The 16,412-nt window shown below is 54.7% G+C and carries 16 protein-coding genes; 4 read left to right on the top strand and 12 right to left on the bottom strand.

Annotation, left to right across the window (positions count from 1 at the left end; translation table 11 throughout):
* Positions 1 to 303 precede the first annotated feature (303 nt).
* The 8 genes from QMX93_RS00480 to QMX93_RS00445 all read right to left on the bottom strand — a co-directional run bounded on the left by QMX93_RS00480 (position 304) and on the right by QMX93_RS00445 (position 10,459).
* Complete coding sequence (locus QMX93_RS00480) at positions 304 to 3,447, bottom strand: efflux RND transporter permease subunit (RefSeq protein ID WP_282351371.1); 3,144 nt, start codon at positions 3,445 to 3,447, stop codon at positions 304 to 306.
* Entirely contained in the window at positions 3,444 to 4,928 is a 1,485-nt protein-coding gene (locus QMX93_RS00475) for an efflux RND transporter periplasmic adaptor subunit (RefSeq protein ID WP_042556864.1), read from the bottom strand. Before QMX93_RS00475 ends, QMX93_RS00480 begins: the two co-directional genes overlap by 4 nt.
* Positions 4,925 to 6,181, bottom strand: a complete 1,257-nt coding sequence (locus QMX93_RS00470; RefSeq protein WP_042556865.1) for a TolC family protein — start codon at positions 6,179 to 6,181, stop codon at positions 4,925 to 4,927. Before QMX93_RS00470 ends, QMX93_RS00475 begins: the two co-directional genes overlap by 4 nt.
* A 99-nt stretch (positions 6,182 to 6,280) precedes the next feature.
* Positions 6,281 to 6,622: a hypothetical protein gene (locus QMX93_RS00465; protein ID WP_080896087.1), complete on the bottom strand. Its 342-nt coding sequence runs from the start codon at positions 6,620 to 6,622 to the stop codon at positions 6,281 to 6,283.
* 73 nt (positions 6,623 to 6,695) lie between these two features.
* Positions 6,696 to 7,634, bottom strand: a complete 939-nt coding sequence (copD, locus tag QMX93_RS00460; RefSeq protein WP_042556867.1) for a copper homeostasis membrane protein CopD — start codon at positions 7,632 to 7,634, stop codon at positions 6,696 to 6,698.
* Positions 7,635 to 7,637: 3 nt separating this feature from the next.
* Positions 7,638 to 8,021, bottom strand: a complete 384-nt coding sequence (gene copC, locus QMX93_RS00455) for a copper homeostasis periplasmic binding protein CopC (protein WP_042556868.1) — start codon at positions 8,019 to 8,021, stop codon at positions 7,638 to 7,640.
* A gap of 363 nt (positions 8,022 to 8,384) precedes the next feature.
* Positions 8,385 to 9,773: a heavy metal sensor histidine kinase gene (locus tag QMX93_RS00450; RefSeq protein WP_042556869.1), complete on the bottom strand. Its 1,389-nt coding sequence runs from the start codon at positions 9,771 to 9,773 to the stop codon at positions 8,385 to 8,387.
* On the bottom strand, positions 9,770 to 10,459 hold the full coding sequence (locus QMX93_RS00445; RefSeq protein WP_042556870.1) for a heavy metal response regulator transcription factor: 690 nt from the start codon (positions 10,457 to 10,459) through the stop codon (positions 9,770 to 9,772). Before QMX93_RS00445 ends, QMX93_RS00450 begins: the two co-directional genes overlap by 4 nt.
* 204 nt (positions 10,460 to 10,663) lie before the next feature.
* Between QMX93_RS00445 and QMX93_RS00440 the strand changes: the two genes are divergently transcribed.
* The 4 genes from QMX93_RS00440 to QMX93_RS00425 all read left to right on the top strand — a co-directional run bounded on the left by QMX93_RS00440 (position 10,664) and on the right by QMX93_RS00425 (position 14,412).
* Positions 10,664 to 11,017 (top strand): co-regulatory protein PtrA N-terminal domain-containing protein, encoded by a 354-nt coding sequence (locus QMX93_RS00440; protein ID WP_042556871.1) that lies wholly within the window; start codon positions 10,664 to 10,666, stop codon positions 11,015 to 11,017.
* 167 nt (positions 11,018 to 11,184) lie between these two features.
* Positions 11,185 to 11,721, top strand: a complete 537-nt coding sequence (locus QMX93_RS00435) for a plastocyanin/azurin family copper-binding protein (protein ID WP_042556872.1) — start codon at positions 11,185 to 11,187, stop codon at positions 11,719 to 11,721.
* A gap of 79 nt (positions 11,722 to 11,800) precedes the next feature.
* A complete protein-coding gene (locus tag QMX93_RS00430; RefSeq protein WP_080895976.1) occupies positions 11,801 to 12,052 on the top strand; it encodes a DUF2933 domain-containing protein in 252 nt (83 codons plus the stop codon).
* Between the two features lie 2 nt (positions 12,053 to 12,054).
* Positions 12,055 to 14,412 carry a heavy metal translocating P-type ATPase gene (locus tag QMX93_RS00425; protein WP_080895977.1) on the top strand — a complete coding sequence of 786 codons (2,358 nt, stop codon included), beginning with the start codon at positions 12,055 to 12,057 and terminating at the stop codon, positions 14,410 to 14,412.
* A 166-nt stretch (positions 14,413 to 14,578) separates the two neighbouring features.
* Here QMX93_RS00425 and QMX93_RS00420 read toward each other — a convergent pair whose 3' ends face one another.
* The 4 genes from QMX93_RS00420 to QMX93_RS00405 are packed head-to-tail and all read right to left on the bottom strand — an operon-like array spanning position 14,579 to position 16,381.
* Complete coding sequence (locus tag QMX93_RS00420; RefSeq protein ID WP_080895978.1) at positions 14,579 to 14,743, bottom strand: DUF1289 domain-containing protein; 165 nt, start codon at positions 14,741 to 14,743, stop codon at positions 14,579 to 14,581.
* Complete coding sequence (locus QMX93_RS00415) at positions 14,736 to 15,116, bottom strand: hypothetical protein (RefSeq protein WP_042556874.1); 381 nt, start codon at positions 15,114 to 15,116, stop codon at positions 14,736 to 14,738. The genes QMX93_RS00420 and QMX93_RS00415 overlap by 8 nt, the downstream gene beginning before the upstream one ends.
* Positions 15,117 to 15,155: 39 nt before the next feature.
* Positions 15,156 to 16,085 carry a CDF family Co(II)/Ni(II) efflux transporter DmeF gene (gene dmeF / locus QMX93_RS00410; protein WP_047297385.1) on the bottom strand — a complete coding sequence of 310 codons (930 nt, stop codon included), beginning with the start codon at positions 16,083 to 16,085 and terminating at the stop codon, positions 15,156 to 15,158.
* 20 nt (positions 16,086 to 16,105) lie between these two features.
* Positions 16,106 to 16,381 (bottom strand): metal/formaldehyde-sensitive transcriptional repressor, encoded by a 276-nt coding sequence (locus QMX93_RS00405; protein ID WP_042556876.1) that lies wholly within the window; start codon positions 16,379 to 16,381, stop codon positions 16,106 to 16,108.
* Between the last annotated feature and the right edge of the window lie 31 nt (positions 16,382 to 16,412).

Below are 16,412 nucleotides of genomic sequence, written 5' to 3'. Positions count from 1 at the left end.
AAGATCATATTAAGGTCATTCGCCTCGATTTCAAGAGTGATCTGAGGGTGACGAATGCTGAGTCGGCTTTGAGCAGGATGCTGTTTGTGGCTCATCGAAACACAGTAGGGCAGCGTTCGTTTTTCTGGCAAGTGCTGGTGGGTAACGGCACTGACCACAGCGTATGTATCGAAATTAGCGAGTTTATGCAAAAGACATAAACTTGCTAATTTCGATACATACCGCGCGTAGGACTGATGAAAACGGGCTGTGCAGTTCAAACGAGGCTGCAAGCGCAGCCCCTTTTGTATGCATTTTTACGCGTCAGTGCTTGCCAGGCTCAACGGACAAGTGTCGACGACGCATGAGGTGATAGGCCGCCGGGATCACAAACAGCGATAGCAAGGGCGCCGTAACCATACCTCCAATCATCGGGGCGGCAATGCGGCTCATCACCTCGCTGCCGGTACCGCTTCCCAAAAGTATTGGCAACAAACCAGCGATAACCACCGCAACGGTCATGGCCTTGGGTCGAACGCGCTGCACAGCGCCTTCACGAATCGCGGCCATTAACCCGTGTTCTGTGTTGTCACCGAGGTCTTGACGCTCGGCCCAGGCATTTTTCAGGTAGAGCAGCATGATCACGCCAAATTCTGCAGAAACACCGGCCAAGGCGATAAAGCCGACCCCGGTGGCGACCGACAGGTTGAATCCCAACAGATAGAGAAACCATGCCCCGCCCGTGAGAGCGAATGGCAGCGTGGCCATAATCAGCAAAGCCTCATCAAGGCGTGCAAATGTCAGGTAGAGCAACACGAAGATGATCAACAGCGTGGCAGGCACCACCAGTTTGAGTCGTGCGTTGGCCCTTTCAAGAAACTCGAACTGACCTGAGTAGCTTAAGCTCATGCCGGGCTGCAACTTTACCTGCTCACTGACGACCCGGCGTAGATCGACCACCACGGAGGCAATGTCCCGGCCATGCACGTCGATGTACACCCAGCCTGAAGGCCGTGCGTTCTCACTCTTGAGCATTGGCGGCCCGTCGTTGACCTTGATCTTCGCCACGGTGCCAAGGGTGATCTGGCTGCCTAGTGGGGTGTAGATCGGTAACTGCTCCAAAGCACCGAGCGAATCCCGCCACTCCCGAGGGTAGCGGACGTTGATTGGGAAGCGTGCAAGCCCTTCAATGGTCTCGCCGACATTTTCACCGCCGATAGCGCCGGCCACGATCGACTGCACATCGGCGATATTCAGTCCGTAGCGGGCGGCGGCTTTTCGGTCGATATCCACGTCGATGTAACGCCCACCGGTTAATCGCTCGGCCAAAGCCGAACTGACACCGGGTACGCCCTTAGCCACTCGCTCGACCGCCTGAGTCGCGGCATCAATCTCCGTCAGATTGGTGCCGGCAACTTTCACCCCAACAGGACTCTTGATCCCCGTAGCCAGCATGTCGATACGGTTGCGAATCGGCGGTATCCAGATATTGGTCAGCCCAGGAACTCGCACCACTCGATCCAGCTCTTCCACTAGCTTTTCCTGAGTCATGCCTGGACGCCAATGCTCCTGCGGCTTGAACTGGATGGTGGTTTCGAACATCTCCAACGGCGCCGGGTCGGTGGCAGTTTCAGCACGACCGGCTTTACCAAAGACATGTTCGACCTCCGGCACGGTCTTGATCAGGCGGTCGGTCTGTTGCAGCAGTTGCGACGCTTTCTGCGCCGACAATCCCGGCAGAGCCGAAGGCATATAGAGCAGGTCGCCCTCGTCCAACGGTGGAAGAAACTCGCCACCCAAGCGCGACATTGGCCATAATGCGCTGATAAAAACCAGCAACGCGACCAGCAGCGTGATCTTCGGTCGTCGCAAGACTGCATCCAGAGCCGGCTGGTAGATCCGGATGAGCCAGCGGTTCAACGGGTTCTGTTGTTCACTGGGAATTCGTCCCCGAATCCAGTAGCCCATCAACACCGGCACCAAGGTCACTGACAATCCCGCCGCCGCGGCCATGGCGTAGGTCTTGGTGAAAGCCAGCGGGCCGAATAGCCGCCCCTCTTGCGCTTGCAGGGTGAACACCGGAATGAACGACAGCGTGATGATCAACAAACAGAAGAACAGTGCTGGTCCTACCTCCGCCGCCGCTTCAGTCATCACGTGCCAATGACGTTCACCTTTCAGTTCCTCCCCAGGATTGGCCGCGTGCCAGGCCTCAACCTTCTTGTGCGCGTTTTCAATCATCACCACGGCAGCGTCGACCATGGCGCCGACGGCGATGGCAATCCCGCCCAGGGACATGATGTTGGCGTTGATCCCTTGATAGCGCATCACGATGAAGGCAATCAGTACCCCCACCGGCAGGGAGATGATTGCCACCAGAGATGAACGCAGGTGCCAGAGAAAGATCCCGCAGACCAACGCGACGACGATGAACTCTTCGATTAGCTTGTGGCTGAGATTTTCCACGGCGCGGTCGATCAGCTTGCTGCGGTCGTAGGTGGTGACGATTTCCACCCCCGCCGGCAAGCTGCTTTTCAACTCGTCGAGTTTGGTCTTGACCGCCGCAATGGTTTCGCGAGCATTCTTGCCGCTGCGCAGAATTACCACACCGCCAACCGTCTCGCCTTCGCCGTCGAGTTCGGTGATGCCACGCCGCATTTCCGGACCCAACTGGATCGTGGCGACATCGCTAAGGGTCACCGGCACACCGCCCGATCCCAGCTTGAGTGGGATCGCCCGAAAATCATTGAGCGTTTTCAAGTAGCCGGAAGCCCGCACAATGAACTCGGTCTCTGCCATCTCTAGGACGGCGCCGCCGGTTTCCTGATTGGCCTTGCCGATCGTTTCGGTCACCTCGGCCTGCGTGATACCGAGGCTGGCCAATTTGAGTGGATCAAGCTGCACCTGGTACTGCTTGACCATCCCACCCACGGTGGCCACCTCGGCAACATTGGGCAGAGTCTTGAGTTCGAACTTGAGGAACCAGTCCTGAAGTGCACGAAGTTGCGCCAGATCGTGTCCGCCACTGCGATCTACCAGCGCGTACTGGAAAATCCAGCCAACGCCTGTCGCATCTGGCCCCAACGCCGGTTTGGCGCTGGCCGGCAAGCGACTTTGTATTTGGCTCAGGTACTCCAACACCCGCGAGCGGGCCCAATACAAGTCAGTACCGTCTTCGAACAGCACATAGACAAAGCTGTCACCAAAGAAGGAGTAGCCGCGCACGGTCTTGGCGCCAGGCACCGAAAGCATGGTGGTGGCCAACGGATAGGTCACCTGGTTCTCGACAATCTGCGGTGCCTGTCCCGGATACGGGGTGCGGATGATCACCTGAACATCGGAGAGATCCGGCAGCGCATCAATGGGCGTGCTCTGCACCGACCAGATGCCCCAAGCCGTGACAAAAAGTGTCGCCAGTAGCACCAGGAATCGGTTGGCCACTGACCAGCGAATCAGGGCGGCGATCATGGCTGGCTCCCCGATTTGTCTAGACGCTCAACACGCAGGCCATCGTCGGTCTGACTCACCGCAACCCGAACCTTATCGCCCGTTTTGAGGCCCAGCATCAGCGCCGGAGTAGCGAGTGGGAACGTCATCGTCATGCCAGGCATGCCCAACGTTTTGAAGGGACCATGGGCGAGTGTGACTTCTTTGTCGTTGATCTCAACGATCTGCCCATCCGCCTCATGAAAACTGGAGACTGCTGCGCTGGGTGGTGACTCTTCCTCCGAGCTTGCAACGATGCCCTTGAGACTGGCCTCCGAGTCGAGCAGGAACTGGCCAGAGGTAACCACCTTCTGGCCCTCTTCCAGACCTTTCAAGATCGCCGTCTTGTCATCGTTTTCCTGCCCGATCAACACTTCAACAGGACGATAGCGGCCAGCGTCTTCAGCAAGCATCACCAGAGCACGTCGACCGGTGCGAATGACGGCCTCGCTCGGCACCCACAACACACTTTGCTCCGTTGAACGATTGAGGCTCACTCGTGCGGTCATACCCGGCCTGAGACGGCCTTCTGGGTTGGGTAACTCGACGCGTACGCGAAGGGTGCGGCTATCCGGATTGGTTTCCGGAAGAATCGCGCTGACGACGCCCTTGAGCACAACCCCAGGGAACGCGGGCAAATGCGCCTCTGCCGTTTGCCCCATGAGGATCGATCCAGATTCAGTCTCCGGAACGGCCAAGGCCAGCCAGACGCTACTCAAACCATTAACGCGTGCCAGTGTCTCGCCGGCGGCCACCGTCATACCCTCGCGCACATTGAGCTCTTGCAGCACACCACTAATAGGGCTGGTGAGGGTCAGGTTTGGTTGGACTTTGCCACTGCGCTCTACTTGAGCAATTGATGCCGCCGGCATCCCGGTGAGCCGCAAGCGCTGGCGAGCCACTGCCAGCAAGCCTGTATCGCCACTGCGCTTGAGTGCGAGAAATTCCTCCTGAGCCGCAGCCCACTCAGGTACAAGGATATCCGCCATGGCGGCATTGGCTTTGATCACGTCGCCAGGAGCATGGGCATACACGCGCTCGACGAAACCCGCCGTACGGGCTTGAATGACGGCGACGTCCCGTTCGTTGAAAGCCAACACTCCGACAACGTCCAGACTCGAAGCAAACACACCTCGACTGACGGTAGCCAGTCGCACACCGAGGTTCTGGGTCAGGCTTGGATCAATGCGAACAGTGTCACTGTCCCCCTTGCTATCCGCGTACTGAGGGACCATTTGCATGTCCATGAAGGGCGACTTACCCGGCTTATCGAATTTCTGTTGTGGGTACATGGGGTCGTACCAATACAGAACTTTGCGATCGACTGATGACTCAGGCTTCTGCTCCGGTGCTGCATCCGGTACCGAGCTCACCCTCGGTTGGGCCAACCAGTAACCACCGGCAACCCCCAAAGCAACTGAGATGCTGACAACAAATACCCCTTTCCGTGTTCTAGAGATCATTGAGCGGACTCCCCATAGGCGAAATACAGGCGAGCGCTGGTGAGAGCACGCTGCTCTTCAACATCAATCTGCTTGAGACGGGCTTCGATAAGCTCGCGCCGAGCAGCCACGACGGAGTTCAAATCGCCTTTGCCGGCGCGGTAGCTGGCCATGCTGAGCTCGACCTTCTCCTTGGCCAGAGGCAGCAGACTGTCCAGGGTTCGGCGAACGGCACGATTCAAGCGTTCATAATCGGCCAGATCGTCCTCCAGTTGCTGGGTATGCTTGCGTGACAGGGCTTCCCGCTCGGCCTCTAGCTGGTTGAGTTCAGCGTGCTTGGCCGCAATTTTGGGGTTTTGCCGAGAGTCAGGAAACAGTGGTAGATCCCAGGAAAATTGCACGCTGACCATGTCGCCGAACTGTCGGCCGCGATTCTGATAGTCGACTTCCCAGCTCCAATCCGACTGTTTTTCCGCTTCGGCTTCACGGACCTTGGCTTGCGCTTCGCGGGTCATTGGCGCAAAAGCTGCCAATTCTGGGTGATGTTGCAGCTTATGAGAGTAGTCAGAGGCTTCGACAGGCCATTCAGGCAAGCTGCCCACAGGTTTGTCATTGGCGGCTGGTCCAATCCAGCGCTTCAGGGCAGCTCGGGCCTGCGCTCTCTGACGAATCAGATCGTCCTGCTGCTCTTCCAGTTGTGCCGCTTCCTGTTTGGGCGTTACTGCATCAGCAGGTTGAGCGCGGCCACCGGCAATTTGTGCCCGGACGGTATCGGCCAGCAGACGGTTTTCTTTGTAGAGGTCCTGAAACAGAGTGTCTTTACGCTCAACCGAGTAGCTGTTGATCCAGGCCAACGCCGTGGCCTGACGAACCTTTAGACGTTCGACCCGGCGCTCAGCGGCGGCGCGTTCAATGGCCGCATCAGCGACCTCGATTCGGGCTTTGCGCTTAGCGCTGCTGGGCATCTCCTGACTGACTCCGACCATTCGCATAGTCATGAAGTCTTGGTCGATGCTCCAGCGATCCGGCCCCCCAATGGGGTAGTTCTGTACGCCTAGCAGCAACTTGGGATCGGGTAGTTCACCAGCGGGGATGGCCGCACTACTGGCAGCCTGAATTTTCGCGTCTTGTGCAGTCAGCGACGGCGCATTGTTTTCAGCCAGCTGCAAAGCTTCATCGAGTGTCAATGCGGCAGCGAGACTCGGCAATGCCAGTACGCTTGCCGCCAGGCCGGCCACGAGGGACCACCCTGTGCAATAGCACTTGGAGTTCATGTTCACGATTCCTGTGATGATCCACTGCGCGCTTCATCAGACATGCACGCAGATATGCCATCCCGCTAACGCGGAATGAGGCTCAGTGTGGTACAGGAATCAAATGCGGGGCGGTCGCCATACCCCTGAAGGGGTTTGGACAGGATGGGAGTCTATGGAGATGGACGCTTCGAGGGGGCTAGATAGGGGGACCAGAGGCTTGATGATAGAGACTTGCAGCATGCCGCCGGTCTTACACTCCTGGCCCGGCTTGCAGGGTTTACCATGCTCGGTGGGACTTTTCATGTCATGGCAGCAGTCTTGGCCCATGCCGTCCATCATCGCCATGCCCATGGTTTGCATGGGACACGGCTCTGTCGGCGCCTGAACACCCGCCATCCCACTGAGGGGAAGCGCCAAGCTAATCAGGAATATCAGGCAAAACCGTACATAGCGTGTCATGGACTGAAGTGTAGCCAGTAGAAATGGTGCTAACAATCCCGTTCCCGGCTTCTTGGTTAGCTGCCAGAAACCTCTATTGCGCGCTCATTTCCATTTCAGGACTTAGCGTGCCTAACCATGCGACCAGACAGATGATGAGGATTGCCATCAGGAATTCGAATTTCATGCTGCGGCGCAAGGCATTAACCGCTACAGAGTATTGACCATTGCGAACTGAGCGCTCCAACTGCGGGCTTAAGTGAAAGCGGTTCAGTGTGGCTAAAACGATCATCCCGGCAAAGAGCAGGATCTTCAAAAACAGCAGCTGACCATAGGTACTCAGCATGACCTCATCAAGGTTTGGACCGACGATGAAAAGGTAATTCACGACTCCCGTTACGCTTATGATCGCAACAATCACACCGCCGGCCGACTCAAAGCCAGTCAGCACGCGGGCAAGAATTCGTGCTTCCTCCTCGCCCTTCAGCGATTTCAACCGCAGCAGTAGAGCGAAGGCCGCTAGAGCACCCAACCAGCCACCTGCCGCTAATAAATGGAAAATATCGCTCAGAAAATGCCAGTAGCGGCGGCTGCCTTCGTCCATGGCACCGTGCCCTGTCCAGGCTAGCGTGGCCAACGCGATTGCTCCACACACGGTGACGATCCAGAGGCTGGGTGTCGGAAATCGTTTGTTCAACGCGACGCCCATAATTGCCCCAACCAAGGCGGCTATTCGGACCATCCAGGTCAACCCAACGTCGGTGCCCATGATGACCATTTCAAAAATGTGGTGATGTAGCTCCATAAGCTCCGATACACCGCTCATTGCTTTCGCAAGCAACAACATCGAGGCAAGGGACAGAGCTACACCTGCAACAGAAGTACCGTAAAGAAGCGACTCAAAATTCAAGACCGTGCCCGATACCCTTTCTTTTCCCCTGAGACTGTACAAGCCAAATATGGCCAATCCAAATAACAACATCAGGTCAAAATAGAGAGCAAAGCGAACCACAATATTTATTGAGTCGCTCATGGATCATTTCACTTTGAAGGAAAAGTTGCCGGTGATCGGGTGGGTGTCCGAGGAGACTGCACGCCATTCAACTTTGTAGGTACCGGTCGTCAGAGGTGCAGCCGGCGTAATCACCATCGTTTTCGGATCACCGCCAGCAGCGACGGCGGCCTTTACACCCATTGGAGAGTTCGGCATGCCAGGCATATCAGTCATGATCAGTTTTGCACCGGAAAACTGAGTGGTGAGATTCTCGGAAAAGTGCAGTTCAATTTTCGAAGGGGCCGCCGCATCCGAGCCTTCCGCCGGAGTGGAAGAAAGGAGCTTTGGATGTGCTTGAGCTACGGCACTCAGAAGCAAACCAGCAGTAAGTGCAACAGCTACGGTCGTAGTTTTAAGGAATGACATGCAAGACTCCTCACAGCAAGAGCTGTTGATTTGAGGTTTGTTTGGGAAGAACTAGTTTGTAATTTTCAATTTAAAACCACTGATGGTTAACTCGGAGCTTCCATCTCTAGTGCAGGTTGAACACGAAAATCTCGCTAAGCCCCAACGTCACAGTGCAAGAACACGATGCCACACGAACGCAAACTGTTCGATTACATTTCAGTCAGCTTGACACGCTGTTTGGGATCGAATTGGCGAAGGTCGCAAGTCTTAGAAACGAGACCGCACGCCGCAAATACTGGGGTATTCACTCATTCAAAAAATTACGAAACTGGATGCAGGCCCAAGTCGCGCTAACGCCGTTGATCACAAATGCGGCATTGCTCAGCTGACCTGCAAGTCAACACTAGGAAACTCGAGATGAAAGGCCGTTTTACCGTCACATGACGTACACCAGATTTTGCCATCATGCGCCTCAATAATTGATCGGGTAATCGACAAACCTAGCCCTGCGTTGCTTGGGCTTCCTTCCCTGCGCGCTGGGTCCACGCGATAAAAACGATCGAAGAGCTTTTCAAGATGTTCGGGGGCAATGGGTTCACCCTGGTTCTCCACGACGACCAATACCGACATCTCCTTCTGGAGGATTTCGACACTGATCATCTTCCCTTCCGAGGTGTAGCGAAGCGCATTAGAGAGCAGGTTAGATATAGCTCTGTGGAGCATAAGGACATCGCCTCGGACGCTGCCCCTTCCTGAAACCTTCAGTTCTATCCCTCGCTCATCTGCCAAAAGACGGTAGTATTCAAGCAGTTTCTCCACGACTTCCACCAAATCTATTGGTTTGTTCTCGTGGGTGATCAGACCATTGTCTGACTTCGCCAGAAATAGCATGTCATCAATCATCCGACTCATACGCTTCAAGTCATCAAGATTTGAGTACAGGTTGTCTTCGTAGTCTTCTATATTCCTTTTTCTTGAAAGCACGACTTCGGTGTGGGTCATCAAGTTGCTTACAGGAGTCCGTAGTTCGTGGGCAATGTCTGCGGAAAAATTCGATAACCGGACAAATGCATCGTCGAGTCTGGACAGCATTGCGTTAAAGGACAGCACCATTTGCTGAAGTTCTTTAGGAACAGGCGCTAAAGGGATGCGCTCTTTTAGTGATTTTGCTGACATAGAGGCGGCGACCCGCGTGACCTGGCGAATAGGCCGCATGCCACTGCTTGCTACCATCCAGCCAAGCGCCGCACTGACCAGCGCGCTAATTACCAGCCCTATCCAAAACCAGCGCTCAAGCGTCTCGAAAAAGGACATATGCTGAGTAACGTCAAAGATCAAAATGACTGTCAACGGCTTGTCTTGCCCCGTCACAACGGCTTGTGCTGTCACGCCACGGAACATCTGCTCTTGCTCCCGCCACTCCCAGACGTTGTTGTTTGTGGTTGTGCGGAACTCCTTCGGAATATCTACCGGACCGGGATCTGCGAACAGCAGCTTGCCTTCACCATCGATTATTAGGGCCGTCAAATCCCGGTGAGCACCCAGCAGCGCTTCCAGCTCAGGCTTAAATTCGCTGAATTGATCGATGGTGTTCAACCCGGACAAAATTCTCTGGGTCGAGTGGAGCTTTTCGTTCAATGCCTGCTGATCCAGCATCTTAAAGTGATGCCGACTGAGGTTGTTGAAACTAAGTCCGGCGACCGTAAGCACGGCCGTTACCGCGAGCATGAACATCAGACTCATGCGAGTTGTCAGGGACATCCGATTCATTCCGACTCCGAATCAGGCGCGTCTAGCATGTAACCCATTCCCCTCGAGGTATGAATCAACTTGACCTCAAAGTCGTCATCTATCTTGGCCCTCAACCGTCTAACCGCAACCTCGATAACGTTGGTGTCGCTATCGAAGTTCATATCCCAAACCTGGGAAGCGATAAGTGACTTTGGCAGCACCTCCCCACGACGTCGCAGCAACAGCTCAAGCAACGCAAACTCTTTGGCCGTAAGGTCGATGCGCTTACCTGCACGAATGGCCCGACGCTTGAGTAGGTCCACCTCCAGATCAGCCAATTTCATGTAGGTTTGCGAAGGCGCGCTGTTACCGCGACGCAGCAACGTTCTGACTCGAGCAAGCAATTCAGAAAATGCGAAGGGTTTGATCAGGTAGTCATCTGCGCCGAGTTCAAGTCCTTTAACTCGATCTTCAACGCGGTCTCTCGCTGTGAGAAAGAGTACGGGGACGTCTTTCCCGGAAGCGCGAACCTTCTGCAGAACTTCCCAGCCATCCAATCCAGGCATCATGACGTCGAGAATCAACAGGTCATACGCTTCGCTCAAAGCGTGCTGAAGCGCCTCTTTTCCATTAGTAAAACGATCAACATTGAACCCCGCCTCGGTGAGTCCTTGCTGCAAATAGATACCTATTTTTGGTTCGTCTTCAGCGACAAGAAGTCTCATGAGGTCGTTCTCTGATAGTGATGAAGCGGAGTCTGCAACGAAAACCGGCAGCCAACCAGCAACTGACAGAAAAGTAATATTGGCTTCAGGTAGATGTCAGCGAGCGCTGTCTAGGGTTCAAGCATGAGTACTTCCTAGTGCTCGACCGACTCTTCAGCATGAAACGTTTAGGAGCCGGAAAACAATTCCATAAGGAGTTGCCCCATGAATCGCCTGAAAATTCTGTTTTTTGTGAGCTCAATACTCGTCTCAGCTTCTGTATGGGCTGAAAGTGGCGGAGACCGGGTTATAGAGCGTATGGAGGGTCTGCGCAACAAGGCAGAAGCTGTCCTGATACAAGCTGAAAACGCTCCTGAAGGTCAGCGTCATGTCCACATGACTGAGCATATGAAGATGCTGGGAGAGCTCATGAGCCAACTCCATAAAGATCATCCAGACGCCTCAATGTCTCCTCAGCAGCACCTCGCCTGGATGGAAAAGCACGACAAAATCGTCGATGACGTTTTGAACCAAATGCAGCGCGAGCACAAATTGATGCTTTCAGAGAATCATCAGTGAAAACCGGCTTCCAATGGGCTTTTTGAACAGTAACGTTAAATACGGCGTCATTTGGACGCCGTGCTTTTTTGAAAACTGACAGAAATGTAGTGTTCAGGTCAGTTAACTGGCAGCTCCATGTCTTTAGCATAGCCAGTGCTCCCACTCCTCTTACTCTCGAGGTCACTATGAAAGCTAAGCTCGTTACCCCTGTCATCGCAGCAATCACTCTCCTCTTCGGTGCTACGGCTATGGCCAGCGCAGGGCATGGGAAAGAGGACATCGGCCAGCCTGGAGTCGCCTCTCAGGTTACTCGTACGGTGGAGGTCGAGATGGGCGATATTTTCTTCAAACCTGAAAGCATCGACGTTAAGCCTGGTGAAACCATTCGATTTGTCCTTCGCAATGATGGTTCGCTGCTGCACGAGTTCAACATCGGCAAAGCCTCTGCTCATGCAGCACACCAAAAAGAAATGGCAAGCATGTTCCAGAACGGGACGCTTAACCCCACCGGTACCGGAAAAACGATGAGCGGTATGAGCCACAGCATGGGTGGAATGAAGATGGTCGGAATGGAGCACAACGACCCGAACAGCGTCCTGATTGAGCCTGGCGCAACCCAAGAGCTGATCTGGACCTTCAACAACAGCACAGGCCTTCAGTTTGCCTGCAATGTGCCCGGACATTACCAATCGGGAATGGTCGGTCAGTTTGACCTGAAATAAGCCTAAGCCGGCTTCTCCCACCGCTTCGACACAGGAGTTGGCTACGCTCTGTTGCAGAGTACACAGTGAGGCTTAGATCATGAGTAACCATCAGCGCCTGGATGGAAACACCACCGCACCATATTGGAGGCGCAAAACAGGCGTTGTCCTAATCATGCTCATTGCGATTGGTGCCTTCTACGTGTTGCGGGAGCATTTCAGCCACGTTTATCCATTTTGGCCTTATCTGATTCTGTTGATCTGTCCATTAATGCATTTTTTTGGACATAGCCATGGCGGACATAGCCATGGCGATCAGGCAGCAACCCACAAGGACAAAGAAGGGAAATAGACATGCCTAACATATCGAGCCACCACGACCACAGTCACGCCCATGCTGCTCCGCTAAATGACGATGATCTACGTGACCCGGTGTGCGGAATGGCAGTCACTTCATCAAGTAAATTTGGTGAGTCTTATCAGGGACAGAAGTATCAATTCTGTAGCCTGAAATGCCAGGAGAAGTTTCGAGCTGATCCTGAACGCTTCAGCAGTAATGTTTCGAGCGCCGAGTCCCGCGTCACCACTCCAGAGCCTGCGGTACAAACAGGCACTGAGTTTACCTGTCCGATGCACCCGGAAATACGCCAGCCCGGACCCGGCAACTGCCCTAAATGTGGCATGACATTAGAGCCGGTCATACCCGCGCTCGATGAAGAAGAAAATCCTGAACTCCGGGATTTCGCCCGCCGCTTTTGGTGGTCGCTGCCATTAACCGTGATAGTGACCTTGCTCGCCATGGCGGGACACACGTTACAACTTTTCCATGGCCCGATCCAAAACTGGATCGAGCTGGCTCTGGCGACACCGGTGACCTTGTGGGCAGGTTGGCCTTTTTTTGTCAGAGGCATAGCATCTATTAGAAATCGCAGCCCAAATATGTGGACACTGATTGGGTTGGGTACCGCCGCAGCATACCTTTACAGCGTCATGGCAACGCTCTTACCTCAAAGCTTTCCGGCCACCTTCATGCAAGATGGACGCATCGGCGTCTACTTCGAAGCCGCAGCGGTCATCATCTCACTCACCTTGCTTGGGCAGATTCTTGAGCTCAAAGCACGATCGCAAACCTCCGCCGCCATCAAGTCCCTTCTCGGCCTGTCGCCCAAGACAGCACGCCGGATCAATACCGATGGACAGGAAGAAGACATTCCTCTCACCCATGTCCACCTTGGAGACCATCTACGGGTCAGACCCGGTGAAAAGGTTCCAGTTGATGGCTCAGTACTGGAAGGTGAAAGTGCGGTGGATGAGTCCATGCTTACTGGCGAACCAGTGCCGGTAATGAAGAGAGCTGGAGATAGTCTGATCGGTGCCACGCTCAATACACATGGGAGCTTAGTAATGGAGGCGCAGAAGGTCGGCGCCGAGACCATGCTGTCACAGATCGTACAGATGGTCGCTCGGGCTCAGCGATCCAAAGCACCAATGCAACGAATGGCCGACTCGATTGCCGGCTACTTTGTGATGGGTGTTATCGCGATTGCGATACTGACATTTGTTGGTTGGGGGCTTTTTGGCCCTGAGCCCAGCTGGGTGTTTGGTCTGATCAACGCTGTCGCCGTGCTGATCATCGCTTGCCCCTGTGCGTTGGGTCTTGCTACGCCCATGTCGATCATGGTTTCGACAGGTAAAGCAGCCAGCATGGGCGTGCTGTTCAGGGATGCCAGTGCCATCGAAAACCTATGCAAGATCGACACACTGATTGTCGATAAGACAGGCACCCTGACAGAGGGACGGCCAGTGTTTCACAGTGTGGAGGCCACACCCAGTTTCAATCCCCACGATGTTCTTCAGCTTGCTGCCAGCCTTGATCAGGGCAGCGAACATCCCTTGGCTCATGCAATCGTCGATCACGCCCGAACCGAGAACATTAAGCTCACCAAGCCAGGATCCTTTGAGTCTGGTTCAGGTATCGGGGTCAGTGGCATCGTTGATGGCAAGAAGATCCAACTGGGGAACACCGCGTTGATGGAAGCCGCAGGTGTCAGCACCAAGCCCCTACAAAAGCGTGCAGAGTTGTTGCGACTTGACGGCATCAGCATCATCTACCTCGCAGTCGACGGGGTATTGGCAGGGTTGTTGGCAGTATCAGATCCGATTAAGCCGACCTCCAAAGAAGCAGTCACCAAGCTCAAGGCTGATGACATCAAAATCATCATGGCTACTGGCGACGGGCTCACCACCGCTCGGGCTGTCGCCAGGGAGATGGGGATTGAAGAAGTCCACGGTGAAGTGAAACCTCAGGACAAGGAGCGTCTGGTCGCAGACCTTCAGCAAAACGGCCGGAAGGTCGCCATGGCCGGTGACGGTATCAACGATGCACCAGCCCTGGCGCGAGCAGATGTGGGCATTGCCATGGGGACAGGGACTGACGTTGCGATGAATAGCGCGCAACTCACGCTAGTAAAAGGCGACCTGATGGGGATTTTGCGAGCAAGGGCTCTTTCGGTCGCAACAGTAAAAAACATGCGGCAAAACTTGGGTTTCGCCTTTCTTTACAACTCGATGGGTATCCCCCTTGCCGCAGGCTTGCTCTATCCACTGACGGGACACCTCTTGTCGCCAATGATCGCTGCCATAGCCATGAGCGTCAGTTCTGCATCTGTAGTTTTCAATGCATTGAGACTGAGGAATACCCGAATTGACTGAACTTCAAAATTGCAGCGCACTTGCCATGCGTTTGCATAGAACCTGACCAGTCATTCGCATTTGACTGATCTGTGATTGAGAATTTGACCAACCAGACATCAAAGCTGAGGGGCTCATAACGACCCAAAGCGGTAAATCTGGGCAAGGGACTACCCATGTGTTTTCTTCAGTCCTTCAAGCGCACACTCGCCCTTTGCACAGCGGCCATTTTTTCAGGCCGCTTCATGCGTTTCCATTTTCTGATGTCTTCCTTGCTTCGCCCACAGCTCATACACAGATCACCACTGAGTTGACAAACTGAGATGCAGGGATTCTCGATTTCTTTAGCCATTGTCAGCCACCTTTGGACACACGTATTGAGTCAGGCGGGTGTTCCAGTAACCTCCGTGAGTTCGCTGACACTCCTCCTCAGAGTCGAAGTGGACGCTGTGGTCTGAAGGGGTCAGGACGATGTCGGCCTCCTTCAACGCGATAGCCGTCAGCTCAAAGATGCGCGCCTTCGCGTCAAACAAGGCGAGCTTTCTATCCGCCAAGGTTTCGAATACCCAGATGACCTTCAGGGTTTCAGCCAGCGCGTTGAGGTCAGCGGTATGGGTGAGCCAGATAAAGCCTTTGATTTCACCTTTTGCTGTTTCACACGCTTCGGTGAGCCTGGTAATCAACCGGCGTTCTATCCGCGCCAGTTCGCGTTTCCCTGGTGGCATTGCGGGTTCCTTTGGAGACAATGGAGGGCAGGCTCTGAATCAGGCCGGTCGAAACTCGACCGTCAGATGGCTGACTTCGTGAACCGGCTTGAGACGTTCACGAATGCTGTCGGCGTTCGCAGTGGCCTTACCAACGACGCTGACGATGGCCGCATGGGCTTGCGGCCCAATCCGCCAGACATGCAAGTCAGTGATGATGGCATCCCCCGGCTTCTCAACCAGTTCGCGGATTTCCTCGGCAACGTGCGCATCTGTCTGATCCAGCAGCACACCTGCGGTGCCCCCCATCAAGGTCCAGGCCCAACGCGCGATAACAATGGCGCCGATGATACCCATGACCGGATCCAGCCAAACCCAACCGAGATAACGCCCGGCGAGCAGTGCCGCAATGGCCAGAACTGAAGTGAGCGCGTCCGCGATAACGTGGACGTACGCAGATTTCAGGTTGTTGTCGTTCCCGTGACGGGCATGGGCATGGGCATGGGCATGATCATCATGGTCGTGCTCATGACTGTGCCCGTGGCCCAGCAACAACGCACTGACAATGTTGACAATCAAACCGGTAATCGCGATGAGCGTAGCGGTGCCGAACTGAACTTCCGTTGGCTGCAAGAGGCGCATGACAGACTCAATGCCAATTCCCAGGGAGACCATACCGAGAACCAGTGCCGAGGCGAATCCGCCCAAGTCTCCAACCTTTCCGGTACCGAAACTGTAGCGCTCGCTGGAAGCATGGCGTTTTGCATATCCGTAAGCGGCCGCCGCGATGCCTAATGCGCCGGCATGGGTTGCCATGTGGAAGCCATCGGCCAGTAACGCCATCGAACCCGTAATATAGCCGGCGGTGATCTCGCCGACCATCATCAGCACCGTCAGTGCCACAACCCAAAGCGTACGCTTGGCATTTTCGTCGTGCGCTGAGCCAAGGAACACGTGGTCGTGTGTGTAATTGATGTTGGTGTTGCTCATGAGTGTGTACCTAGATGCGTTCACTTAGCGTAACGGCGAATGGCTTCAAGAAGCTCTTCGACGCCCCTGTTACGCTCTTCTTCGCTGAGCGCAGGGTTCGCGACATGCTCCCGCGCGTGGTCCTCGATGATTTCCTCCATTAAGCCGTTGATTGCTCCGCGAGTGGCAGCAACAAGGTGTAATGTTTTTGCGCAATCGAGATCCGATTCCAATGCTCGTTCAACGGCTTGGATTTGTCCGGCTATGCGTTTTACGCGTTTGAGAAGATTTTCTTTGTTTGCTGCAATATGGCCCATGGGATACCCCCCCTACCTATGTATTGCGCAT

The sequence above is a fragment of the Pseudomonas sp. PS01303 genome (assembly GCF_029959385.1).
In the GTDB taxonomy this organism is placed as follows: domain Bacteria; phylum Pseudomonadota; class Gammaproteobacteria; order Pseudomonadales; family Pseudomonadaceae; genus Aquipseudomonas; species Aquipseudomonas rustica.
Note: the sequence above shows the minus strand (reverse complement) of the source record. Positions and strands in the feature narration are given on the sequence as shown.